The following is a 24,388-nucleotide window of genomic DNA, read 5'->3' on the forward strand; positions in this document are numbered from 1 at the left end:
GGCAGCCTGGGCTGCCCTTTCGTGCGGTACCGGTGCGTTGCAACCACCGGATCGGTGCGAAGCTTACTTCGCGACCTTGCCGCTGGCGCGTGCGCCGAACTTGTTCTTGAACTTCTCGACACGGCCTGCCGTGTCCATGATCTTTTGCTGACCCGTGTAGAACGAGTGCGATTCCGACGACACTTCGATCTTGGCGAGCGGGTAGGTCTTGCCTTCGTGATCGATGGTTTCACGCGTCTGGATCGTCGAGCGCGTGATGAACTTGAAGCCGTTCGACATGTCTTGGAAGACGACTTCGCGGTAGTCCGGGTGAATGCCAGGTTTCATGATGTTCCTTGGTGAGAGCGGTAGCCAACCCGCCGCTTGCCGTGCCGGACCGCACGCATTTGCGCGATTCAGACGACGTCAAGCCCGGCGCGAGCCACTTGCCTAAGGTCGAAAAACGGCGATTATGCCAGAAAATCAGACGGTTGACGAATAATTTTCATCGTGCGTCGAGGGCGCCCGTCCGGGCCGGATCCTGCCGATAGTAGCGGGCGAGCAGCCGGTAGAGCTCCGGAAATTCGGACTCGAACGCACGCGGGCGCACGAAGAGCGCCTCGCTGCACACCGCGAAGAACTCCGACGGATGATCGGCCGCATAGGGATCGATCAGCGAGTCGCGCTCGAAGCGCGCCCACGCGCGGTCCGGCACCGCATCGACGCGCGCGCAGAACTGGTCGTATGCATGCTCGAACACGTCGGCCCAGGCCTGCGCGTCGAGGTGCGGCGCGTGCCAGCGGCGAAAAAGGGGCGGATACCCGTCGGCTTCGCCGTTCACCATGTCGATCTTGTGCGCGAACTCGTGGATCACGACGTTGTACGCGTCGCGGCCGTCCGTCATCTGCGCGTCTTCCCACGACAGGATCACCGGGCCGCCTTCCCACGCTTCGCCGCTCGCATCCTGCTCGACTTCATGGACGACGCCGTCCTCGTCCTGCACGGTCTTGCGGATGACGAATTCGCCCGGATAGACGACGACGCCGACCCAGCCGTCGTATAGCGACAAATCGAGGTTCAGCACGGGCAGGCACGCCTGCGCGGCGATCGCGACGATCATCGCGTCGGTCAGCTCGAGTCCATGCGCGGTCGAGAACGATTTCTTCGCGATGAACAGGCTCGTCAGTTCGCGCAGTCGGCCAAGGTCGCCGGGCGACAGCGCGTCGAGGAACGGCAGGCGCGAGACGGTGTCCTGCCACAGCGCATCGGGAATCGGATGGCTGCGTAGCGCACGGTCGCGGCGGCGGTCGTCGAACCAGCGGGTCAGTTTCGAGAGCATGGAAGCAGCGCGGGAGAATCCAAAGCCTGTCTTTTAACTCAATCGATCTCTTTTTGCCATGCCGCGAAGAGGCCGCCGACGAGCGCGACGCCCGCGAGGAAATAGAAACCGTCGAGCGATGCGAGAAATGACGCCTGTTGTGCGACCATCCGCGCGATCGATGCGATCGCGAGGGCGTGCGCCTCGTTCAGCGCATGGCCGGCGGCCGCGTAGCTGCGCGTGAGCGCGTCGACGGTTTGCTGGAACAGCGGATCGAACACGTTCGCGCGCTCCACGAGCCGCGTCTGATGTACGGCCAGCCGGTGCTGCTCGACGATGATCACCGACGACGTCGCGAACGAGATCGTCAGTTGGCGCACGATGTTCTTCAATCGGTAGCCGTGCGTGTATTCGTCGATTGCGAAGATGCGGAACGTCAGGTTCGCGACCGGCAGCACGATGAACAGCAGCAATAGCCCGCGCAGCAGCAGCGGGACGATCAGCGCGGCCTCGCCGACCTGGGGCGTCATCCGCGTCATCCACAGCGCGGCGACGATCGCGATCGCGAACCCCGGCACGACGAACCATTTCTTGTGCGTGACGCGCTTCGCATGGCGCAGGTAGGCGAACAGCGCGGTGGCCGAGATCAGCGACATCGTGCCGACCAGGCGCCCGGCGTTCTCGACCGGATAGCCGAGCCCGCCTTCGAGCAGGCGGGAGGTCAGGTAGCTGAAGCCCGTCGACTCGTAGTAATAGAACATGTACAGCAGCAGCCCGACCTGGAACGTGCGCTCGCGAAACGCATGCAGTCGCACGAGCGGCGTCGGATGGTTCCACTGGTGATACGCGAACCACGCGAGCGCGCCGAGGCCCGCGATCGTCAGCAGGATCAGCATCGGCGAGCCGCTGTAGAGCTGGTAATGCACCTGCTGCAGCACGATCTGCAGCGCGCCTTGCGCGAGCGCGAACACGACGTACGGCCAGAAATGCCCGGAGCCGCGTTCGTCGTCGGGTGTCCTGCCCGAATCGGGCAGCGTGAGGAGCGCGAGAATCGCGAACGCGATGCCCGCGGGCGCGGTGCACGCGAACAGCGCGCGCCACGTCGAATGCGCGACGAGCAGCCCGCCGACGATTGGTGCAAGCGCGCTGCCGAGCAGGATCATGATCAGGAACGCGCGCGTGGCGGGCGGCCGCTCCTGCGGCTTGAAGCTGATCTGGATCAGGATCCGGCATGCACCCATCATCGGGCCGATGAAGTAGCCCTGGAAGCCGCGCGCGAACGCGAGCTCGAGCGACGTGTCGGCAAGCGCCGCCGCGATCGCGCCGAACGAGAACATCAGCATGCAGCCGGCGACGTAGCGGCGATGCCCGAGCCGATCGACCCACCATTGCTGCTGGAGGATGCCGAGCACGGCCGTGACCGCATACGCGCTCGACGACCACACGAGTTCGTCGGGCGACGCGTTGATGCCGCCCGCGATGTAGCTCGCGAAGAACGAGAAGGCCGCGTTGTCGAAGTAGTCGATGCCGGTGACGAGCGCGAGCGCCCACGGGAACAAATCCGCGCGCAGGTTCGCGCGGCTCCACAGTGGCGGGCGACCTGGCGCGACGTTCATTCCCGGTCCTTGCGCGCGCGCCGCGTGCCGGCTTCGGCTTGCCGCTGCGCGATCAGCGTGTCGGGGTTTTCGCCGGCGAGGCGCCGTTCGATGTAGTCGATGTCGTGCTGCAGTTCCTTGCGCAGCGCGATGGCTTCCTTCAACTCGCGCTGGACGGCCGCGATCCGCTGGTCGAGCGTGTCGATTTGCCCGGCGAGCCCCGAGCGGATGTCGCGCAACGACGCGTCCGAGTAGCGGCGCCGGCCGTCGCCCGTTTCTTCCAGCGGGCGCTTGAGCATCTCGGTGATGCCGTGTAGCGAAAAGCCGAGCGCGCGCAGCCGCAGGATGCGGGCGAAGCGTTCGAGATCAGCGTCGTCGTAAAGGCGATAGCGGCCGCTGCTGCGTGACGGCGTGACGAGCCCGCGCTCTTCGTAATACTTCAGCGTGCGCGGTGTGACGCCGAGCCGCGACGCGGCGTCGCTCACCGTCAGCAGCGAAGGGGAAGGGTCGTTCGGCATCGGGATGGCGGGGCCTGGGTCGGGGCAATGGCGCGATTATAGATCAACCTGTACGTTCACGTTCAGGTTGGCGTGAAAAAAACGGCCGCCGGGCGAAACGCGCGGGCGGCCGTTCGTTGCGGGGCGGGGGCGATCAGCCGCCGCGGCGCATCAGGTCGAAGAACTCGGAGTTGCTCTTCGTCTGGCGGATCTTGTCGAGCAGGAATTCCATCGCCTCGACTTCGTCCATGTCGTGGATGAACTTGCGCAGCACCCAGATCTTTTGAAGGATCTCGGGCTTGATCAGCATTTCTTCGCGGCGCGTGCCCGATTTGTTCAGGTTGATCGACGGATAGACGCGCTTTTCCGCGAGACGACGCTCGAGGTGCACTTCCATGTTGCCGGTGCCCTTGAATTCTTCGTAGATCACGTCGTCCATGCGGCTGCCGGTCTCGATCAGCGCGGTGCCGATGATCGTCAGCGAGCCGCCTTCCTCGATGTTGCGCGCCGCACCGAAGAAGCGCTTCGGGCGCTGCAGCGCGTTCGCGTCGACACCGCCCGTCAGCACCTTGCCCGACGCCGGGATCACGGTGTTGTATGCGCGTGCGAGACGCGTGATCGAGTCGAGCAGGATCACGACGTCGTGCTTCATTTCAACGAGGCGCTTGGCCTTCTCGATCACCATTTCGGCGACCTGCACGTGACGCGTGGCCGGTTCGTCGAACGTCGAAGCGATCACTTCGCCGGCGACCGAGCGCTGCATTTCGGTCACTTCTTCGGGGCGTTCGTCGATCAGCAGCACGAACAGGATGACGTCCGGATGGTTCTGCTTGATCGCGTGTGCGATGTGCTGGAGCATCACGGTCTTGCCCGACTTCGGCGACGCGACGAGCAGGCCGCGCTGGCCCTTGCCGATCGGCGCGATCATGTCGATGATGCGGCCCGTGACGTTCTCTTCGCCGCGCATTTCGCGTTCTAGCGACAGCGGCTTGTTCGGGTGCAGCGGCGTGAGGTTCTCGAACATGATCTTGTGTTTCGAGGCCTCGGGCGGCTGCCCGTTGACTTTGTCGACCTTCACCAGTGCGAAGTAGCGCTCGCCGTCCTTCGGCGTGCGGACTTCACCTTCGATGGTGTCGCCGGTGTGCAGGTTGAAGCGGCGGATTTGCGACGGGCTGATATAGATGTCGTCGGTGCTCGCGAGGTACGACATTTCCGGCGAGCGCAGGAAGCCGAAACCGTCCGGCAGCACTTCGAGCGTGCCGTCGCCGAAGATCGTCTCTCCCGTCTTGGCGCGCTTTTTGAGAATGGCGAACATCAGCTCCTGCTTGCGCAGGCGGTTCGCGTTTTCGATCTCCAGGCCATTGGCCATTTCGATCAGTTCGGACACGTGCAGAGACTTGAGCTCGGATAAATGCATACGGAGAACCCGCCAGGGAGGAGAAGCGACGAAAAGAAATAAGGGAGGAGGGCGAGCGGAAGCGCTCTGAGACTTAATGCGTCTTGTAGACGTTTTTTGATTCTAGCATACGCCGATTCGCGCCTGAGCGGCCGATCGGCGGCTTGACGGCGGACGTGTTGTCGGTTGACAACACGTCCGCGGAACGGCCGGTATTACAGGTGGCTGTCCAGGAATGCGGTGAGCTGCGACTTCGACAGCGCGCCGACCTTCTGCGCGGCGGCCGCGCCGTTCTTGAACAGGATCAGCGTCGGGATGCCGCGCACGCCGAACTTCGCGGGCGTTGCCTGGTTGTCGTCGACGTTGATCTTCGCGATCTGCAGCTTGTCGCCGTAATCCTTCGCGACTTCGTCGAGGATCGGGGCGATCATCTTGCACGGGCCGCACCATTCGGCCCAGAAGTCGACGAGCACGGGCTTGTCGGATTTGACGACGTCCTGCTCGAACGATGCGTCGCTGATGTGTTTGATCTGTTCGCTCATTGGGTCAATACCTCTTACGGTTCGGGGACTGCCTGCTCGGCGCGTTGCGGCGCTCCGGCGGCCTTATTGGCTACCGGCCGCTGCGGCAGGTCACTCCGCTCTCCGAAGGAAGGGCGTAAGCGCTGCATGGCGCGGCTCGCGGGTCGTTCGGGCGTCATATTAGCCTAAATTGCTATCTGCTGCGGGCAGCGATAGTAGCCGCTACGCGAGTAGGGGTACGACGCGCCGTTCGACCGTTGTGCCCCGAAGGTGGAGGCCGGCGCGCAAAATACAAGAGTCACGAAGCGTCACGATATATATCCGCAAGCCCGCCCTGGATTGGCGTGCTCGCACGCGCGTCGGTTTGCTCGATCTTTCGCCTTGTTGCGAACAAACGGTCGCATTCGGCAGGAAGCGGTGATAGAATATGCCGTGACGGGCCTCCTCGCATGGTGGGGCGGTGAACCTGGTCAGGTCGGGAACGAAGCAGCCACAATCGTTTTCCGCCAGTGCCGAGGGTCGGGCTCGTCACCTTTCCTCTCGCCCCGTTCGCCGGGCGTTTTTTATTTCTGCGTCATTCTCCGTTTTGCCTGCGTGTTGCCCGTTTTCCGCACCGTTTCGCGTGTCGGCGCAACGCAGCGTTACTGATACAATTTCCCGATGACCTATCAAGTTCTCGCACGCAAGTGGCGTCCGAAGGATTTCGCTTCGCTCGTCGGCCAGGAGCACGTCGTCAGGGCGCTCACGCACGCGCTCGACGGCGGGCGTCTCCATCACGCCTATCTGTTTACCGGAACCCGCGGCGTCGGCAAGACGACGCTGTCGCGGATCTTCGCGAAGGCACTCAACTGCGAAACCGGCGTCACGTCGCAGCCGTGCGGTGTGTGCCGCGCGTGCCGCGAGATCGACGAAGGCCGCTTCGTTGACTACGTCGAAATGGACGCGGCGAGCAACCGCGGTGTCGACGAGATGGCCGCGCTGCTCGAGCGCGCGGTGTACGCGCCCGTCGATGCGCGCTTCAAGGTCTACATGATCGACGAAGTGCACATGCTGACGAACCACGCGTTCAACGCGATGCTGAAGACGCTCGAGGAGCCGCCGCCGCACGTCAAGTTCATCCTCGCGACAACTGATCCGCAGAAGATTCCCGTCACCGTGCTGTCGCGCTGCCTGCAGTTCAACCTGAAGCAGATGCCGGCCGGGCACATCGTGTCGCATCTCGAACGGATCCTCGGCGAAGAGCGCATCTCGTTCGAGCAGCAGGCGCTGCGCCTGCTCGCGCGTGCCGCGCAGGGCAGCATGCGCGATGCGCTGTCGCTGACCGATCAGGCGATCGCCTATTCGGCGAACGAAGTGACCGAATCGGCCGTGTCGGGCATGCTCGGCGCGCTCGACCAGACCTACATGGTGCGCCTGCTCGATGCGCTCGCGGCCGGCAACGGCCCGGAGATTCTCGCGATCGCGGACGAGATGTCGCTGCGCAGCCTGTCCTTTTCCACCGCACTGCAGGATCTTGCGAGCCTGCTGCATCGGATCGCATGGGCGCAGTTCGCGCCGGGCTCGGTCCTCGACGAATGGCCGGAAGCGGCCGACCTGCGCCGCTTCGCGGAGACGCTGAGCCCCGAGCAGGTTCAACTGTTTTATCAGATCGCGACGGTCGGGCGCGCCGAGCTCGGCCTTGCACCGGATGAATACGCCGGGTTCACGATGACGTTGCTGCGGATGCTCGCGTTCGAGCCGGCCGTCGGCGCCGGCAGTGCGCCGGGCGGTCAGCCGGCCGTGCCGCGTGCCGTATCCGCGCCCGCGTCGCGTGTGGCTGCTGCCGCGTCGGCGGCGCCCAAGCCGTCTTCGGTACCGGCTGCCGCCGAGGGCGCGGCACGCCCGCAAGCGGCCGCTCCGGTCGCGCCTGCTGCGCGTCCGTCACCGGCCCGGTCTGACGATGCCGTGACTCCGCCTGCCGTGAAGCCTGTTTCGACGCCGGCAGCGGCCGCGGCGCCGGTCGCGCCGCAGCCGGAAGCGAACGCGGCACCGCAAGCGGCGCCGACGAGCGATGCGTTGCCCGCTGTCGGCAACGAACCCGAATTGCCTGCTGCCGCCAAGCGCAACGACGAACCGGCGCCGGCTGCCGAACCGGCGCCGCGTGCAGTGCCGGCCGAGTCCGCCGCGCGCCCGTCGGTCCGCGGTGGTGCGGCTGCCGCACTCGACGTGCTGCGCAATGCCGGCATGCGCGTGTCGTCCGACCGCTCGCGGACGGGCGGCGCGTCGAAACCGGCGCCGGCCCAGCCGGCCCCGGAGAAACCGGCGGCATCGCGACCTGCCGTGCAGGTGCCGACGCCGCGCGCGGCGGCACGCGCGCCGCAGCCGGCCGACACGCGTCAGGCCCCGCCGCCGTGGGAAGACATTCCGCCGGACGAATACGTGCCGCTCAGCGCCGACGAGATGTTCGGCGGTGCGGCGGACGACGGCTTCGTGCCGGTGTTCGACAGCGGCCCCGACGACGTGCGCATAGCGCCGAAGCAGGCGGAGGCCCGTCCGTCCGCGCCGGTCGACACGCGCCCGCTGCCGCCCGCGATCGCGCTCGACCCGGTCGGTTTCGACGGCGAATGGCCGGCGCTGGCCGCACGGCTGCCGCTGAAGGGCGTCGCGTATCAGCTCGCGTTCAACAGCGAGCTGACGGCCGTCGACGCGACGACGTTGAAACTGTCCGTGCCGGTGCCGCAGTATGCGGACGCCGCCCAGGTGGCGAAGCTGAAGGCCGCCCTGGCCGACGCGCTCGGCAAGCCCGTCGAGGTCGCGGTCGAGGTCGGGCCCGCACGGCGCACCGCGGCGGCGCTGGATGCGGCCGCGCGTGCGGCACGCCAGCGCGAGGCCGAGCAGGACATCCATGGCGACCCGTTCGTCCAGCAACTCGTGCGTGACTTCGGCGCGCGTATCGTCGAAGGCTCGGTGCGGCCGCTTGCCGATTCGACGCAGGACGGCACGCCTCCGACGCTGCATTGAACGAATCGCACCGCGACAGGCACAATCACGCCCGCACAAATCGACCGGCACGCGCCGCGTGCCGGTTTTCACACGATCAAGAAGGAGTATTCCCATGTTGAAAGGCAACCTCGCCGGACTGATGAAGCAAGCGCAGCAAATGCAGGAAAACATGAAGAAGATGCAGGAGCAGCTTGCGCAGATCGAAGTCGAAGGGCAGTCGGGCGCCGGCCTCGTCAAGGTGACGATGACCTGCCGCAACGAAGTGCGTCGCGTGGCGATCGACCCGAGCCTGCTCGCGGACGACAAGGACATGCTCGAGGATCTCGTCGCGGCTGCGTTCAACGATGCCGTGCGCAAGGCCGAGGCGACGTCGCAGGAAAAGATGAGCGGCATGACGTCGGGCCTGCCGCTGCCCCCGGGCTTCAAGCTGCCGTTCTGAGCGCAGCGTCCGTTCAGCCCGATCAGTTCGTTCAGCTTTCAGCCGCCGTATGAAACAGCCGTCCGCCCTGTCCGCGCTCGTCGAAGCGTTGCGCATATTGCCCGGCGTCGGGCCGAAATCCGCGCAGCGCATGGCGTATCACCTGATGCAGCACGATCGGGAGGGCGCGGAGCGGCTCGGCCGGTCGCTGCTGTTCGCGACCGAGCACCTGCAACACTGCGAGAAGTGCAATACGTTCACGGAAGCGCAGATCTGCGAGGTGTGCAGCGACGAGGAGCGTGATCCGACGCTGCTGTGCGTCGTCGAGACGCCGGCCGACCAGATCATGCTCGAGCAGACGATGACGTATCGCGGCCTGTATTTCGTGCTGATGGGGCGGCTGAGCCCGCTCGACGGGATCGGCCCGAAGGAAATCCATTTCGACCGCCTCGTGCGGCGCGCGTCCGACGGGATCGTCAAGGAGGTCGTGCTCGCGACCAACTTCACGAACGAGGGCGAAGCCACCGCGCACTACCTCGGCCAGACGCTGAAGGCGCGCGGGCTCGCGGTCACGCGCCTCGCGCGCGGCGTGCCGGTGGGCGGCGAGCTCGAATACGTCGACGCGGGCACGATCGCCCGCGCGATGCTCGACCGCCGCACGATGTAAGCCGGGCGCCGCCGGTCGGCGGCGCCGTTCCTCATGTCAGGGAGACACATGAGCACCAGCCAGGGCCCCCTCGCGGGCGTCAAAGTGCTCGAATTCGGGACGCTGATCGCGGGGCCGTTCGCGTCGCGCCTCTTTGCTGAATTCGGCGCGGAAGTGATCAAGATCGAGGATCCGAACGGCGGCGATCCGCTGCGCAAGTGGCGCAAGCTGCATCCAGAGCAGGGCGGCACGTCGCTGTGGTGGTCGGTCCAGGCTCGGAACAAGAAATCGGTCACCCTCAACCTGAAATCCGATGCCGGCAAGACGATCGCGCGGCAGCTCGCGCGCGAGGCCGATATCGTGATCGAAAACTTCCGCCCGGGCCTGCTCGAGAAGCTCGGGCTCGGCTACGACGTGCTGTCGGCCGACAACCCCGGTCTCGTGATGGTGCGCCTGTCCGGCTACGGGCAGACGGGCCCGTACCGCGACCGGCCGGGATTCGGCGCGATCGCCGAATCGATGGGCGGGTTGCGCCACATCACCGGCTATCCGGACCTGCCGCCGCCGCGCATCGGCATCTCGATCGGCGACTCGATCGCCGCGCTGCACGGCGTGATCGGCGGGCTGATGGCACTTCACCACCGCAAGGTGAACGGCGGCGCGGGGCAGGTGGTCGACGTTGCGCTGTATGAAGCGGTGTTCAACATGATGGAAAGCGTGGTGCCCGAGTACGGCGTGTACGGGATGGTGCGCGAGCGCACCGGTGCGTCGCTGCCGGGCATCGTGCCGTCGAACACCTACGCGTGCCGCGACGGCAGCATCGTGATCGGCGGCAACAGCGACCCGATCTTCAAGCGACTGATGAAGGCGATCGAACGCGACGATCTCGCCGACGATCCGGCGCTTGCACGGAACGACGGACGCGTGCCGCGCACGCAGGAGATCGACGACGCGATCGCCGCGTGGCTTGCGCCGCGCACGATCGACGAGGCGCTCGTCGTGCTCAACGCGGCCGACGTGCCGGCCGGGCGCATCTACAGCGCAGCAGACATGTTCACCGATCCGCAGTTCGTCGCGCGGCAGATGATCCAGCGTTTCAAGCTGGCCGACGGCACCGACATTCCGCTGCCGAACATCACGCCGAAGCTGTCCGATACGCCGGGCGAAACGCGCTGGCTCGGGCCCGAGCTCGGTGAGCATACGGACGCGGTGCTGCGCGGCCTCGGCTACGACGCACAGGCGATCGCCGCGCTGCGCGAGGCCGGCGCGATCTGAGTGCTCCAAGGCCGGGCGCTTCGCGTCGGGCCTCCGCGAGGGCAGCCCCTCCCGAGGGGCACCCCTCAGGGCGGAAAACGCCAGGCGGCATAACGTTGTCTCGCGCCTGCGGAACGCCACCGCGCAATGCGCCGCCGCACCGCGCATGCGTCGTGTACGCAGGCCCGTCCGCAGCCACCTGACTGTCGCTCTCGCGCCATCTTTCCTCGGTTACAATCGCCGGATGCGAATCCTACTCAGCAACGACGACGGCTATCTCGCCCCCGGTCTCGCCGCGCTCAGCGACGCGCTGCAGCCGCTGGCCGACCTCACGGTGATCGCGCCCGAGCAGAATTGCAGCGGCGCATCGAATTCCCTCACGCTGTCGCGGCCGCTGTCGGTGCAGCGCGCGACGAATACGGGTTTCTTCTACGTGAACGGCACGCCGACCGATTCGGTGCACGTCGCGCTGACGGGGATGGCCGACGCGAGGCCCGACCTCGTCGTGTCCGGGATCAACAACGGCCAGAACATGGGCGAAGACACGCTCTATTCAGGGACAGTTGCGGCCGCCACCGAAGGCATCATGTTCGGCGTGCCGGCCATCGCGTTTTCGCTGGCCGAGAAGGGCTGGGCGCATCTGGCCGACGCGGCGCGCGTCGCCGCGGAAATCGTCGAACACTATCTCGCACATCCGCTGCCCGGTCAGCCGCTACTGAACGTCAATATTCCGAATCTGCCGTACGAGGAACTGAAAGGCTGGCAGGTCACGCGCCTCGGCAAGCGTCATCCATCCCAGCCGGTGATTCGCCAGACCGACCCGCGCGGCGAGCCGGTCTACTGGATCGGTGCCGCGGGTGCGGCGCTGGACGCGAGCGAAGGCACCGATTTCCACGCCGTCGCAAACGGTTTCGTATCGATCACGCCGCTGCAGCTCGATCTCACGCATACGCAAATGCTGCCCGCAACGCGAGAATGGGTGCGCGCAGGAGGGCGGGCTTCATGAGCGGCGAGCGCGCGAAGCGGTTTCCGCTCGCGCTCGAAGATCTCAAGCGAGCGCCACGCAAATCGGAAGGCCGGACCGGCGAGCGCCATGCGGCGGGCGCAGTCCCGAAGACCGTCGACAAGTCCGCCGCCGTGCTGCGGCCCGCGGCGGGGAAAACGGGCGGCGCTCGCACGGCGCCCGGCACGACCGCCGCGAAGCCGGCGACCGCGCCGAAACCGACCGTGCCGAAGCCCGCGATGCCCAAGCCGGCTGCGCCGAGCGTCGCGCCGGCCGGTGCGTTCGCGCTGACGTCGGAACGTGTGCGCGAGCGCATGGTCGAACGCCTGCGCGCAAACGGCGTGACCGACGCGCGCGTGCTGGATGCGATGGCTGCGGTGCCGCGCCACATGTTCGTGGATCCGGGGCTCGCGACGCAGGCCTATGAAGATGCCGCGCTGCCGATCGGCCATCAGCAAACGATTTCAAAGCCGTCGGTCGTCGCGCGCATGATCGAGCTCGCGATGGCCGGCCGCACGCTCGAGCGCGTCCTCGAGATCGGCACCGGTTGCGGCTACCAGGCCGCGGTGCTGAGCCACGTGGCACGCGACGTGTATTCGATTGAACGCATCAAGCCGCTCTACGAGCGCGCGAAGCTGAACCTGCGGCCGCTGCGCGTGCCGAACATCCGTCTGCATTACGGCGACGGGCGTGTCGGCCTGCCGTCGGCGGGCCCGTTCGACGCGATCGTGATCGCGGCGGCGGGGCTCGACGTGCCGCAGGCGCTGCTCGAGCAGCTTGCGATCGGCGGTCGGCTCGTCGCGCCGGTCGGCGCGCAGAGCGGGCAGCCCCAGGTGCTCACGCTTGTCGAGCGCGTCGCGCACGCGCAATGGCGGGAGTCGCGGCTTGATCGCGTTTTCTTTGTCCCTTTAAAATCCGGAGTGATTTGAAACCGATGAGTATGTTGCGCGCGATGCAAAACAACCGAACCAGGGAACCGCTCACGTTCGCCCAGCGCGCGATCTGTGTGGCTGCGTTCTCCACGCTACTGGCCGCCTGTGCGACGCGGCTTGACAACGCGCCCGTCGTCGATCGCTCCGGAACGCTCGGCACGACCGCCGCCGCGCAGCCGGCGGTGCCGCTCGGCCCGCCGCCGCCCGGCTTCTACCGTGTGAAACCGGGCGATACCCTGTACCGGATCGCGCTCGAAAACGGGCAGAATTATCGCGACATCGCCACGTGGAACAACCTGGCGAACCCGAACCAGATCGAAGTCGACCAATTGCTGCGCGTCGCGCCGCCGGGCGGTGCCGCGGTTGCCGGTTCGCCGGCTGCTGCGCCGATCGCCGGCGCCGCCGTTGCGACGGCGCCGCTCAGCAGCGGTCCCGCGACGCCGGCTGCGGGCTCGTCGTCCGCGAGCACGCCGCCGGCTGCCGCCGCATCGAGCGATACGGCCGCAGCACCCGGCGGCCCCGTGACGTTTGCGTGGCCGGTGCGCGGCCCGGTGCTGAACGGTTTCGACGACGCGAAGAACAAGGGCGTCAATATCGGCGGCACGTCCGGCGAGGCCGTGAAGGCGGCGGCCGACGGCCGCGTCGTCTACTCGGGCAACGGCCTGCGTGGCTACGGCAACCTCATTATCATCAAACACGATGCAACTTACCTAACGGCGTATGCACACAATCGCGCTTTGATGGTAAAAGAGGGGGACGCGGTGACGAAGGGGCAAAAGATCGCCGAGATGGGTAACAGCGATGCCGACCGCGTGATGCTGCATTTCGAGGTTCGCCGGCAGGGTAAACCTGTCGATCCGCTGAAGTATTTGCCGCCTCAATAACCGAGACGACCATGCCGAAATCGAAGCGCCACGAGCCGCAAGCCGAGTCTGAGAAGATCAGTCGTGCCACGCAAGCATCGGTGGAGCGAGCTGGCGCTTCGACGGACGACGAAGACGACGTCGCGGAAAACGAACGTGATCTCGAGGCACGCGACGCCGAAGCGGACGGCGACGACGAGCGCGAAGGCCGTGCGGAAGCCGCGCCCGACGTCGACGATTTCCGCGCATTGCTGCAGGCCGAACTCACGGCCGACACGATCCAGCATTACCTGAATCGCATCAGCGTGAAGCCGCTCCTGACCGTCGAGGAGGAGCAGCGCTATTCGCGTCTCGCGAAGGCCGGCGAATTCGAAGCGCGGCAGGTGATGATCGAGCGCAACCTGCGTCTCGTCGTCAGCATCGCGAAGGGTTACCTGAATCGTGGCGTGCCGTTGCTCGACCTGATCGAGGAAGGCAACCTCGGCCTGATGCACGCGATCGAGAAATTCGATCCGACGCGCGGCTTTCGTTTCTCGACCTACGCGACGTGGTGGATCCGCCAGAGCATCGAACGGGCGATCATGAACCAGGCTCGCACCGTGCGCCTGCCCGTGCACGTGATTCGCGAACTGAACCAGGTGCTGCGTGCGAAGCGCCACCTCGAAAAGAATTCGATGTCGACGGGCGAGGCGGCCGAGCGCCGCGAAGCCAGCATCGACGACATCGCCTATCTCACCGGCAAGACCGCCGAGGAAGTCACCGACATCCTCGCGCTCAACGAGCACACCGCGTCGCTCGACGCGCCGCTCGATCTCGATCCCGCAAGCAGCCTGCTCGACCTGCTGCCCGACGACCAGAGTCAGTCGCCCGACGCCGAGGTGCAGCACCGCGAACTCGAGACGCTGACGCGCGCGTGGCTGTCGCGGCTGTCCGACAAGCATCGGCACGTGATCGAGCGCCGCTTCGGCCTGAACCACATCGAACCGGCCACGCTCGAGGAACTGGCCGACGAGATGGGGCTCACGCGCGAGCGCGTGCGGCAGATCCAGCAGGAAGCGCTGGTGCGCCTCAAGCGGTTCTTTGCCTCCAACGGCGTGCGCAAGGACGCCGTTCTGTAACCGATGACTCCGATTCTCGTTTTTGACATCGAGACCATTCCCGATGTCGACGGCATTCGCCGTCTGGAAGACCTGCCCGCAACGCTCGACGATGCCGCGGTGGCCGAACATGCGTTCGCCGCGCGTCGCGAGAAGACCGGCAGCGATTTTCTGCCGCATCACCTGCAGCGCATCGCGGCGATTTCCTGCGTGTTCCGTGACAACAACGGTTTTCGCGTGCGCTCGCTGGGCACGCCCCAGGACAACGAGGCGACGCTGGTCCAGTCGTTCTATCGCGTGATCGAGAAATACACGCCGCAGCTCGTGTCGTGGAACGGCGGCGGCTTCGATCTGCCGGTGCTCCACTACCGTGCGCTCGTGCACGGGATCCCCGCGACGCGCTACTGGGATCTGGGCGAGGACGACCGCGACTTCAAGTGGAACAACTACATCTCGCGCTATCACTCGCGACACACCGATCTGATGGACGTGCTCGCGATGTATCAGGCGCGCGCGAATGCGCCGCTCGACGCGCTCGCGAAGCTGTGCGGCTTTCCGGGCAAGCTGGGGATGGACGGCAGCCAGGTGTGGCCCGCATTCCAGGACGGCCGGATCGAGGAAATCCGCAACTATTGCGAAACCGACGTCGTCAATACCTACCTGCTGTATTGCCGGTTCCAGCTGATGCGGGGCGGCCTGACGCCGAGCGAATATGCCGACGAGATCCTGCTCGTGAAGAACGCGCTGGCACAGGAGCCCGCGTCGCATTGGACCGAATACCTGGCCGGCTTCGACGTGTGACGCAGGCGGCTCGCGCCGCGGCAGCGATCAATCGAGTTCGAGCACGACCGGCTGGTGATCCGACGCGCGCAGATCGCCGTCGATCTCGCAGCGCGTGACGCGTGGCAGCAGCGTATCGGTCACGAACACGAAATCGCATGCGAGCGGTCCTTCCGACCATTGCGCCGTGTCATAGACGCCGGCAGTCGGCGGCGGCGTGCAGCCGGGGTGGCGGGCAATCCACGCATCGACGAACGGCGGCGCGTCGTCGATCGGCGCCAGCATGCGCCGGTACGCGTCGCTGTCGAACGCACTGTTGAAATCGCCGCAGACGATCGCGTCGCGCGGCTGGCCGGTCGCGCTGAACGGCCCCGTCGCATTTTCCGCCGGCGCGGGCCGGTCCGCGTGGGCGCAGGCTTCGCGATGCCGATCACGCAACGCATCGACCTGGGCGAGTCGCTGGCGCGCCGAATAGAATTCGAGGTGCGTCGTGACGACCCGCAGCGGGCCCGATCGGGTCACCAGCTCGACGTCCAGCGCGACACGCGGCATTGACGGTGCGCCCGCGTCCGCCGGCCACGGCAGCAGGTGGCGCAGCACGCGCCGGACGGGCAGCCGCGATGCGATCGCATTGCCGAACTGGCGGCGCGGAGCCCCGGATTCGAGCGCCGGCAGGTCGGCGCCGATCGCATCGACGATCGTGTAGCCGGGCAGCAACGCTGCCAGCTCGGCGAACTGGTCGGGGCCGGGCCGGCCGGGCAGTGCGCCGAAGCCGCGTGTCACTTCCTGCAGACACAACACATCGAAGTCGCCGAGCCCGCGGGCGGCGGCGACGGTGCGGGGGAGGTCGACGACGCCGTCTGCGTCCCGACCCCATTGAATGTTCCAGTCGATCAGTCGCATGGTCGAGTCTCCTGAATCTCCTGCGAGCAGAACTTGTGTCACCCGGTGGCCTGGAGGCACGCCGCGCATGCGGGCCGGCGGCGGGCCGTTCCTGCATGACGCGGGGCGGTAGACGCATCCATATCGACGCTTGCGCCAGGAAAGCGGGCGATGCGGGCTTTCGTCGTCTACAATCTCGCCTTCTTCAACGTTTTGTCAGGAAAAGCTGGTGTCCGAAGCCGTCCCCACTTCTGCGCGCAAATCGAAAAATGCGCCCGTCGCGCCCGGGCCTGCCCCGATTCTCGAGATCGAATCGCTCGATATGGAAGCGCGCGGTGTCGGCCGCACGGCGACCGAGGACGGCTCGCCGGGCAAGGTCATCTTCGTCGAGGGCGCGCTGCCCGGCGAGCGCGTGACCTATTCGAGCTATCGTCGAAAGCCGAGCTACGAGCAGGCGACTGTCGTCGATATTCTGCGCCCGAGCGTGCTGCGCACGCAGCCGAAGTGCAAATTTTTCGGCACCTGCGGTGGCTGCTCGATGCAGCACCTCGACATGCGTGCGCAGGTGGCGATCAAGCAGCGCGTGCTCGAGGACAACCTGTGGCACCTGTCGAAGCTGCGCGCCGAGACGATGTTCGCGCCGATCCACGGCCCGTCGTGGGGCTACCGCTACCGCGCGCGCCTGACCGTGCGAAACGTCGCGAAGAAGGGCGGCGTGCTGGTTGGATTCCATGAAAAAAAGAGCAGCTATGTCGCCGACATGACGAGCTGCGAGGTGCTGCCGCCGCACGTGTCGGCGATGCTCGTGCCGCTGCGTCGACTGGTGGAGGGGCTGTCCATCCGTGACCGGATGCCGCAGATCGAACTCGCGGTCGGTTCGCAAGTCACGGCGCTCGTGCTGCGCGTGCTGGAGCCGATCAACGCGGATGACGAAGCGCTGCTGCGCGCGTTCGCGGACGAACACAAGGTGCAATTCTGGCTTCAGCCGAAGGGCCCGGACACGGTCACGCCGTTCTATCCGCTCGACGTGCCGCTCGACTACACGCTGCCGGAATTCGGCATCCGCATGCCGTTCAAGCCGACCGACTTCACGCAGGTCAACCATCAGATCAACCGCGTGCTGGTTGGCCGCGCACTGCGCCTGCTCGCGCCGTCGCGCGACGATCGCGTGCTCGACCTGTTCTGCGGGATCGGCAACTTCACGCTGCCGCTCGCGCGGCTGTCGCGCGAGGTGATGGGCATCGAAGGCAGCGAGACGCTGACGACGCGCGCGCTGGCGAATGCGCGCGAGAACGGTGTCGACGGCCACACGACGTTCGCGTGCCGGAACCTGTTCGAAGTCACGGGCGACGATCTCCGTGCGCTCGGCGCGTTCGACAAGTTCCTGATCGACCCGCCGCGCGAAGGCGCGCTCGCGGTGTCGAAGGCGCTGGCCGAAATCGCGCAGAGCGGCGAAGGCCCGCTGCCGAAGCGCATCGTCTACGTGTCGTGCAATCCGTCGACGCTCGCGCGCGACGCGGGCCTGCTCGTGCACGAGGCCGGCTATCGGCTGAAGGGTGCCGGGGTCGTGAACATGTTCCCGAATACGTCGCATGTCGAATCGATCGCGTTGTTCGAGCGCGACTGAGCGGACGGGCGGCGGACGTAAAAAAACCGGCCCTCGAGGCCGGTTTTTTCATGGTGTGCAGCGACCGTCAGTTGCGGTTCCCGCCGAAGATGCCCAGCAGCGCGAGCAGGTTCGTGAACACGTTGTACAGATCGAGATAGATCGCAAGCGTAGCCGAGATGTAGTTCGTCTCGCCGCCGTTCACGACGCGCTGGACGTCGAACAGCATGTAGGCCGAGAAGATCGCGATCGCGAGCACCGACACGGTGAGCATCAGCGCCGGCAGTTGCAGGAAGACGTTCGCGACCGAAGCAAGCAGGATCACGATCACGCCCATGAACAGCCACTTGCCGAGCCCCGAGAAGTCGCGCTTGCTGACCGTGGCGATCGTCGCCATCGTGGCGAAGATGATGCCGGTGCCGCCGAATGCGAGCATGATCAGTGACGGGCCGTTCGAGAAGCCGAGGATGAAGCTGAGCAGGCGCGACAGCATCAGGCCCATGAAGAACGTGAAGCCGAGCAGCACGAACACGCCGGCCCCGCTGTTTTTCGTCCGCTCGATCGCGAACATGAAGCCGAACGCGATCGCGAAGAACGCGAGCAGGCTCATCATCGGGCTCGTGGCCGCGAACAGCGAGAAGCCCGTCGCGACGCCGACCCATGCGCCCAGCACCGTCGGCACCATCGACAGCGCGAGCAGCCAGTACGTGTTCCGCAGCACGCGATTGCGGACCTCCGCGGTGCTGACGGAGCCGCCGCGGCCGAAATTGTACGGATAGTCGTTCATGGTTTCTCCTAACATTGAACGCGTGGGCGTCCCGGCCCGGTTCGGCGCGCGCGGTGTGCGGCGCAGCAAACCAGAGCAGCTATGGCTAAGATACGTTCCGCGCCGCGAGGTTTCAATGGCCGGACGGCGTAAAAACATATGGATTCTGAACCTTTCACTCGTGTAAGGGTTCAATCGCAATGATACACGGGATCGTGCTACAATAGCGGATTCATTTGAACCCGTAACTTCTTAATTTCTTGGAGTTTTTATGGCAATCGAGCGCACCCTGTCGATCATCAAGCCGGATGCGGTGGCAAAGAACGTGATCGGCCAGATCTACAGCCGTTTCGAAGGCGCCGGCCTGAAGATCGTCGCATCGCGCATGGCACATCTGTCGCGTGCGGATGCAGAGAAGTTCTACGCAGTTCACGCAGCGCGCCCGTTCTTCAAGGATCTCGTCGATTTCATGATCTCGGGCCCGGTGATGATCCAGGTTCTGGAAGGTGAAGGCGCGATCCTGAAGAACCGCGACCTGATGGGTGCGACGGATCCGAAGAAGGCGGAAAAGGGCACGATTCGCGCCGACTTCGCCGACAGCATCGACGCGAACGCCGTGCACGGCTCGGACGCTGCCGAAACGGCCGCGGTCGAAATCGCGTTCTTCTTCCCGGAAATGAACGTCTACTCGCGCTAAGCCCTGGCTGGCAACAAGTAGGCAGGATTCAGCGCACGCGGCAAGGCAGCACATCATGACGAGCGAAACTTCCGTCAATCTTCTCGACTTCGATGCCGAGGGTCTTGTCGCGTACTGCGGCAGCCTCGGCGAGAAGCCGTTCCGCGCCAAGCAGTTGCAGCGCTGGATCCATCAGTACAACGCCGGCGATTTCGACGGCATGACCGACCTCGCGAAGTCCCTGAGAGAAAAGCTCAAGGGCCGCGCGTCGATCGTGATGCCCGATATCGTCAGCGATCACGTTTCCACCGACGGCACGCGCAAGTGGCTGATCGACGTCGGAAACGGCAACGCGGTCGAAACCGTTTTCATCCCGGAAGAGACGCGCGGCACGCTGTGCGTGTCGTCGCAGGCCGGGTGTGCGGTCAACTGCCGCTTCTGCTCGACGGGCAAGCAGGGTTTCTCCCGCAACCTGTCGACAGCCGAAATCATCGGCCAGCTCCGGATGGCCGAATTTGCGCTGCGTGCGTCGCTTGGTCGCGCGCCCGGTCCGAACGGCAAGGCCGAACGGGTCGTCACCAACGTGGTGATGATGGGCATGGGCGAGCCGCTGCTGAACTACAGCGCGGTCGTGCCCGCGATGCGGCTGATGCTCGACGACAACGCCTACGGCCTGTCGCGTCGCCGCGTCACGTTGTCGACGTCCGGCGTGGTGCCGATGATGGACCGCCTCGGCGCCGAATTGCCGGTCGCGCTCGCCGTTTCGCTGCACGCGCCGAACGACGCGCTGCGCGACGAGCTGGTGCCGCTCAACAAGAAGCATCCGCTTCGCGAGCTGATGGCCGCGTGCCAGCGTTACCTGAAAGTTGCGCCACGCGACTTCATTACTTTCGAATACTGCATGCTCGACGGCGTCAACGACACCGAAGCGCATGCGCGCGAACTGCTGGCCGTCACGCGCGACGTGCCCTGCAAGTTCAATCTGATCCCGTTCAATCCGTTTCCGGAATCGGGCCTCATCCGCTCGAAGCCAGAGCAGATCAAGCGTTTCGCACAGGTCCTCATCGACGCGGGTGTCGTCACGACCGTGCGCAAGACGCGCGGCGACGACATTGATGCCGCGTGCGGCCAGCTGGCCGGCGCCGTGAAGGATCGCACGCGCCTGGCGGAGCGAACGGGCGCAGCAGCAAAAATCATCGAAGTTCGGGCGGTTTGACGGGGATGCCCGAACCTTTTGGCGGTACAACACGCGAATAGCGATCGGTCGCGGCGCCTCGGCGCCGCGCATGATATGGACGGTTGCGGGAGCCGGCGGCGCCCGCCAGTGAAGAAGAATCGACGCGAGGACAAGGATGAGTGAGCCGCAGCCGACAAACGGCGCAGAGACGAATGCCGCGAAGCCGGCGCAGGCAGGGCTTGAAACGTTGGCGGCCGTCGGCAGCCGGCTGGCGCAGCTCCGGGAGGCGAAGGGCTGGACGGTCGACGACGTGTCGGCGCGGCTCAAGGTCGCCCCGCAGAAGTTGCGTGCCCTAGAGGCAGGCGACATCAGCCATTTACCCGGCGTGACGTTCGCGCTCGGTGTCGTGCGCAGCTACGCGAAAATGCTCGGTGTCGATCCCGAGCCGTTTGCCCAGGCATTGCGCCGCGAGCGCGGCGTGCCGGAAGTCGATCTGTCGATGCCCGCGTCGTCGGGGACGGATCTGCCGCGCGGTCGCGTGTCGATTCCGCTCGGCGGTTCGTCGCGCCATCATCCGTGGCTGTGGGGAACGGCGATCGTTGTCGTCGCGGTGATCGCGGTGCTCATGTGGCACACTGGCGGCGATTCGTCGAGCTGGCTCGCCCGCTTCAAGGGCGGTGGCGACACCGAACATGCGTCGGCGGCGAGCGCGCCGGCAGCGTCTTCCGCCGACGAGGCGGCCGCGGGCGGCGCGTCGACGGCAGTCGGCAACGACGTCCCGGCGCAGGTTGCAGCATCCGCCGCGGCACCGCAAGCCGTTGCATCGGCTGCTCCGGTTGCTTCAGCCCCGGCCCCGACGGCCGTCGTGCCTGCGTCGCAACCGATCGTCGCGACAGCAGCGGCGAGCGGCGCGGCCGTGCCGGCGCAGCCCGCGAGCGTCGTGGCGGCGGCAGGGCAGTCGATGGTCGAACTGAAGGTCAAGCAGGATTGCTGGTTCAGCGTGCGTGACAAGAACGGCAAGGAGCTGTTCTCGGCGCTGGTGCGGGCCGGCGAGACGAAGCAGGTCGCCGGCGACGGGCCGTTCAAGGTCACGATCGGGAACAAGGCAGGTCTTGATACGGTCGCGTTCGACGGAAAGCCTGTCGATCCGGCGAAATATTCGGCAGCGCGGGGTAACGTGGCGCGGTTCACGCTGCCCTGACGTCAAGCGCCGTGACGCAGGCCTGCCCTGGACAGGCCGCAAGGGCACGGCGCTTTTTCAATTCATGCGCCGCCTTGCGGCGCATTCCGCGTAAATGGATCTATCGATGCAATCCGAAGCTCAATCCCCACGCAGCAGTCAGATTTGTTCAACCGAGCCGGTGTTCGGCGGGCATCAGCCGCGTCGCGTGTCGCATGCGGTGGATGTTCGTTGGGGCGGGCAGCTCGTGACGATCGGCGGCGATGCGCCGGTGCGCGTGCAGTCGATGACGAACACCGACACGGCCGATGCGATCGGCACGGCGATCCAGATCAAGGAGCTCGCGAACGCGGGCTCCGAACTGGTGCGCATCACGGTCAATACGCCGGAGGCCGCGGCTGCGGTGCCGGCGATCCGCGAGCAGCTCGACCGGATGGGCGTGACCGTCCCGCTCGTCGGGGATTTTCACTACAACGGCCACCTGCTGCTGCGCGACTACCCGGGCTGCGCGGAGTCGCTGTCGAAGTATCGGATCAACCCGGGTAACGTCGGCCAGGGCGCGAAGCGCGACACGCAGTTCGCGCAGATGATCGAAGCCGCAGCAAAGTACGACAAGCCGGTGCGAATCGGCGTGAACTGGGGCAGTCTCGACCAGGACCTGCTCGCGCGCATGATGGATGAGAACGGCGCGCGTTCGCAGCCGTGGGATGCGCAGAGCGTGATGTACGAAGCGCTGATCCAGTCGGCAATCGGCTCGGCCGAGCGCGCGGTCGAACTGGGTCTCGGCCGTGACCGCATCGTGCTGTCCTGCAAGGTCAGCGGCGTGCAGGACCTGATCGCCGTGTACCGTGAGCTCGGCCGCCGCTGCGGCTTCGCGCTGCACCTCGGTCTGACCGAGGCCGGCATGGGCTCGAAGGGCATCGTCGCTTCGACGGCCGCGCTCGGCGTGCTGCTGCAGGAAGGGATCGGCGACACGATCCGCATTTCGCTGACGCCGGAGCCGGGCGCGTCGCGCACGGGCGAAGTGATCGTCGGCCAGGAAATCCTGCAGACGATGGGTCTGCGCTCGTTCGCGCCGATGGTGATCGCATGCCCGGGCTGCGGCCGCACGACGAGCACGCTGTTCCAGGAACTCGCGATGCAGATCCAGACCTATCTGCGTGAGCAGATGCCGGTCTGGCGCAAGGAATATCCTGGCGTCGAGAAGATGAACGTCGCGGTGATGGGCTGCATCGTCAACGGCCCGGGCGAGTCGAAGCACGCGAACATCGGCATCAGCCTGCCGGGTTCGGGCGAAAACCCGGCCGCGCCCGTCTTCATCGACGGCGAGAAGGTCAAGACGCTGCGCGGTGAGCGGATCGCCGAGGAATTCCAGCAGATCGTCAGCGACTACGTCGCACGCAATTACGGCCGCACCGAGGCCCTGAACTAAATTCGTCCACACACACGAACGATGACTGAACAGAAACGCAAGATCGAGAAGCTCACCGGCGTCAAGGGCATGAACGACATCCTCCCGCAGGATGCCGGCCTCTGGGAGTTCTTCGAAGCTACCGTGAAATCGCTGCTGCGCGCGTACGGTTATCAGAACATCCGCACGCCGATCGTCGAACATACGCAGCTCTTCACGCGTGGCATCGGCGAAGTCACGGACATCGTCGAGAAGGAAATGTACAGCTTCACCGACGCGCTGAACGGCGAGAACCTGACGATGCGCCCGGAGAACACCGCGGCCGTCGTGCGCGCGTCGATCGAGCACAACATGCTGTATGACGGTCCGAAGCGCCTGTGGTACATCGGCCCCATGTTCCGTCACGAGCGTCCGCAGCGCGGCCGCTACCGCCAGTTCCACCAGGTCGGCGTCGAGGCGCTCGGCTTCGCGGGCCCGGATGCGGATGCAGAGATCATCATGATGTGCCAGCGCCTGTGGGACGACCTCGGGCTGACCGGCATCAAGCTCGAGATCAACTCGCTTGGTCTCGCCGAAGAGCGTGCCGCGCACCGCGTCGAACTGATCAAGTATCTCGAGCAGTTTGCCGATGTCCTGGACGAGGATGCGAAGCGTCGTTTGTACACAAACCCGTTGCGCGTGCTCGACACCAAGAACCCCGCGCTGCAGGAAATCGCGCAGAACGCGCCGAAGCTGATCGACTTCCTCGGCGACGAGTCGCGTGCCCACTTCGAAGGGCTGCAGCGCCTGCTGCTCGCGAACAACATCCCGTTCAAGATCAATCCGCGTCTCGTGCGCGGCCTCGACTACTACAATCTGACCGTGTTCGAGTGGGTGACCGACAAGCTCGGCGCGCAGGGCACGGTCGCGGCTGGCGGCCGCTACGATCCGCTGATCGAGCAGCTCGGCGGCAAGCCGACCGCCGCATGCGGCTGGGCGATGGGCATCGAGCGCATTCTCGAGCTGTTGAAGGAAGAGGATCTCGCGCCCGAGCAGGAAGGTGTCGACGTGTACGTGGTGCATCAGGGCGAGACGGCGCGCGAACAGGCGTTCATCGCGGCCGAGCGTCTGCGCGATACGGGCCTCGACGTGATTTTCCACTGTAGCGCCGACGGCGGCCCGGCAAGCTTCAAGTCGCAGATGAAGCGGGCCGATGCGAGCGGTGCCGCGTTCGCGGTGATCTTCGGCGAAGAAGAGGTTGCGAACGGCACGGTGGGCGTGAAAGCGTTGCGCGGTGCGGGCGAGGACGGGGAAAAGAACGTTCAGCAGACCGTACCGGTCGAAAGCTTGACCGAATTCCTAATCAATGCGATGGTTGCATCCGCCGAAGACGGCGACGACTGATCGCGCTGGCATTCGCTCGACAAGAA

General features: G+C 65.8%; 23 protein-coding genes and 1 other RNA gene. 16 read left to right on the plus strand and 8 right to left on the minus strand.

The annotated features are described in order from the left end of the window. Positions 1–63: 63 nt before the first annotated feature. From ACV22W_RS23315 to trxA, 6 genes are all read right to left on the minus strand, one after another. Complete coding sequence (locus tag ACV22W_RS23315; RefSeq protein ID WP_011884985.1) at positions 64–327, minus strand: type B 50S ribosomal protein L31; 264 nt, start codon at positions 325–327, stop codon at positions 64–66. Positions 328–484: 157 nt separating this feature from the next. Further along, on the minus strand, positions 485–1,318 hold the full coding sequence (locus tag ACV22W_RS23320) for a M90 family metallopeptidase (protein ID WP_448022047.1): 834 nt from the start codon (positions 1,316–1,318) through the stop codon (positions 485–487). A 38-nt stretch (positions 1,319–1,356) separates the two neighbouring features. Next, positions 1,357–2,913 carry an MFS transporter gene (locus tag ACV22W_RS23325; RefSeq protein ID WP_448022049.1) on the minus strand — a complete coding sequence of 519 codons (1,557 nt, stop codon included), beginning with the start codon at positions 2,911–2,913 and terminating at the stop codon, positions 1,357–1,359. Beyond that, complete coding sequence (locus ACV22W_RS23330) at positions 2,910–3,410, minus strand: MerR family transcriptional regulator (protein WP_448022051.1); 501 nt, start codon at positions 3,408–3,410, stop codon at positions 2,910–2,912. Before ACV22W_RS23330 ends, ACV22W_RS23325 begins: the two co-directional genes overlap by 4 nt. A 133-nt stretch (positions 3,411–3,543) precedes the next feature. After that, positions 3,544–4,806 carry a transcription termination factor Rho gene (gene rho / locus ACV22W_RS23335; protein ID WP_006478662.1) on the minus strand — a complete coding sequence of 421 codons (1,263 nt, stop codon included), beginning with the start codon at positions 4,804–4,806 and terminating at the stop codon, positions 3,544–3,546. Between the two features lie 194 nt (positions 4,807–5,000). Next, on the minus strand, positions 5,001–5,327 hold the full coding sequence (gene trxA / locus ACV22W_RS23340) for a thioredoxin TrxA (RefSeq protein ID WP_006402348.1): 327 nt from the start codon (positions 5,325–5,327) through the stop codon (positions 5,001–5,003). 413 nt (positions 5,328–5,740) lie between these two features. Here trxA and ffs point away from each other — a divergent pair. The 10 genes from ffs (at position 5,741) to ACV22W_RS23390 (ending at position 15,302) form a co-directional block, all read left to right on the plus strand. Then, positions 5,741–5,839, plus strand: an RNA gene (ffs, locus tag ACV22W_RS23345) — signal recognition particle sRNA small type. A 127-nt stretch (positions 5,840–5,966) separates the two neighbouring features. Further along, the gene (dnaX, locus tag ACV22W_RS23350) at positions 5,967–8,306 is read left to right on the plus strand and encodes a DNA polymerase III subunit gamma/tau (protein WP_448022052.1); all 2,340 of its coding nucleotides are present in this window, start codon (positions 5,967–5,969) and stop codon (positions 8,304–8,306) included. 94 nt (positions 8,307–8,400) lie between these two features. Next, positions 8,401–8,727 (plus strand): YbaB/EbfC family nucleoid-associated protein, encoded by a 327-nt coding sequence (locus ACV22W_RS23355; protein ID WP_006755698.1) that lies wholly within the window; start codon positions 8,401–8,403, stop codon positions 8,725–8,727. A gap of 49 nt (positions 8,728–8,776) precedes the next feature. Further along, positions 8,777–9,373 (plus strand): recombination mediator RecR, encoded by a 597-nt coding sequence (gene recR, locus ACV22W_RS23360; protein WP_096508746.1) that lies wholly within the window; start codon positions 8,777–8,779, stop codon positions 9,371–9,373. Between the two features lie 48 nt (positions 9,374–9,421). Then, entirely contained in the window at positions 9,422–10,627 is a 1,206-nt protein-coding gene (locus ACV22W_RS23365) for a CaiB/BaiF CoA transferase family protein (RefSeq protein ID WP_448022054.1), read from the plus strand. Between the two features lie 223 nt (positions 10,628–10,850). Further along, a complete protein-coding gene (gene surE, locus ACV22W_RS23370; RefSeq protein ID WP_448022056.1) occupies positions 10,851–11,612 on the plus strand; it encodes a 5'/3'-nucleotidase SurE in 762 nt (253 codons plus the stop codon). Beyond that, positions 11,609–12,538, plus strand: coding sequence for a protein-L-isoaspartate(D-aspartate) O-methyltransferase (locus ACV22W_RS23375; RefSeq protein ID WP_448022058.1), 930 nt, complete (start codon positions 11,609–11,611; stop codon positions 12,536–12,538). Before surE ends, ACV22W_RS23375 begins: the two co-directional genes overlap by 4 nt. Before the next feature lie 5 nt (positions 12,539–12,543). After that, positions 12,544–13,425: a peptidoglycan DD-metalloendopeptidase family protein gene (locus ACV22W_RS23380; protein ID WP_448022059.1), complete on the plus strand. Its 882-nt coding sequence runs from the start codon at positions 12,544–12,546 to the stop codon at positions 13,423–13,425. An 11-nt stretch (positions 13,426–13,436) separates the two neighbouring features. Continuing rightward, the gene (gene rpoS, locus ACV22W_RS23385) at positions 13,437–14,522 is read left to right on the plus strand and encodes an RNA polymerase sigma factor RpoS (RefSeq protein ID WP_059604367.1); all 1,086 of its coding nucleotides are present in this window, start codon (positions 13,437–13,439) and stop codon (positions 14,520–14,522) included. Between the two features lie 3 nt (positions 14,523–14,525). Next, the gene (locus ACV22W_RS23390; protein WP_175911912.1) at positions 14,526–15,302 is read left to right on the plus strand and encodes a 3'-5' exonuclease; all 777 of its coding nucleotides are present in this window, start codon (positions 14,526–14,528) and stop codon (positions 15,300–15,302) included. A 27-nt stretch (positions 15,303–15,329) separates the two neighbouring features. On the opposite strand, the gene ACV22W_RS23395 is transcribed toward ACV22W_RS23390, so the two are convergent. Beyond that, complete coding sequence (locus ACV22W_RS23395) at positions 15,330–16,184, minus strand: endonuclease/exonuclease/phosphatase family protein (protein WP_448022061.1); 855 nt, start codon at positions 16,182–16,184, stop codon at positions 15,330–15,332. 208 nt (positions 16,185–16,392) lie between these two features. Here ACV22W_RS23395 and rlmD point away from each other — a divergent pair, with 208 nt between their 5' ends. Continuing rightward, positions 16,393–17,790, plus strand: coding sequence for a 23S rRNA (uracil(1939)-C(5))-methyltransferase RlmD (gene rlmD / locus ACV22W_RS23400; RefSeq protein WP_448022063.1), 1,398 nt, complete (start codon positions 16,393–16,395; stop codon positions 17,788–17,790). 67 nt (positions 17,791–17,857) lie between these two features. Here rlmD and ACV22W_RS23405 read toward each other — a convergent pair whose 3' ends face one another. Continuing rightward, a complete protein-coding gene (locus ACV22W_RS23405) occupies positions 17,858–18,556 on the minus strand; it encodes a Bax inhibitor-1/YccA family protein (RefSeq protein WP_448022064.1) in 699 nt (232 codons plus the stop codon). 250 nt (positions 18,557–18,806) lie between these two features. Between ACV22W_RS23405 and ndk the strand changes: the two genes are divergently transcribed. The 5 genes from ndk (at position 18,807) to hisS (ending at position 24,362) form a co-directional block, all read left to right on the plus strand. Further along, positions 18,807–19,232: a nucleoside-diphosphate kinase gene (gene ndk, locus ACV22W_RS23410; protein WP_006478674.1), complete on the plus strand. Its 426-nt coding sequence runs from the start codon at positions 18,807–18,809 to the stop codon at positions 19,230–19,232. A 55-nt stretch (positions 19,233–19,287) separates the two neighbouring features. After that, entirely contained in the window at positions 19,288–20,427 is a 1,140-nt protein-coding gene (gene rlmN / locus ACV22W_RS23415) for a 23S rRNA (adenine(2503)-C(2))-methyltransferase RlmN (RefSeq protein ID WP_014896906.1), read from the plus strand. A 136-nt stretch (positions 20,428–20,563) separates the two neighbouring features. Continuing rightward, the gene (locus tag ACV22W_RS23420; RefSeq protein WP_448022066.1) at positions 20,564–21,589 is read left to right on the plus strand and encodes a helix-turn-helix domain-containing protein; all 1,026 of its coding nucleotides are present in this window, start codon (positions 20,564–20,566) and stop codon (positions 21,587–21,589) included. 106 nt (positions 21,590–21,695) lie between these two features. After that, positions 21,696–23,000 (plus strand): flavodoxin-dependent (E)-4-hydroxy-3-methylbut-2-enyl-diphosphate synthase, encoded by a 1,305-nt coding sequence (ispG, locus tag ACV22W_RS23425; protein WP_027787235.1) that lies wholly within the window; start codon positions 21,696–21,698, stop codon positions 22,998–23,000. A 21-nt stretch (positions 23,001–23,021) separates the two neighbouring features. After that, the gene (hisS, locus tag ACV22W_RS23430) at positions 23,022–24,362 is read left to right on the plus strand and encodes a histidine--tRNA ligase (protein ID WP_044848982.1); all 1,341 of its coding nucleotides are present in this window, start codon (positions 23,022–23,024) and stop codon (positions 24,360–24,362) included. Positions 24,363–24,388 lie beyond the last annotated feature (26 nt).

It is taken from the genome of Burkholderia sp. AW49-1 (genome assembly GCF_053427845.1).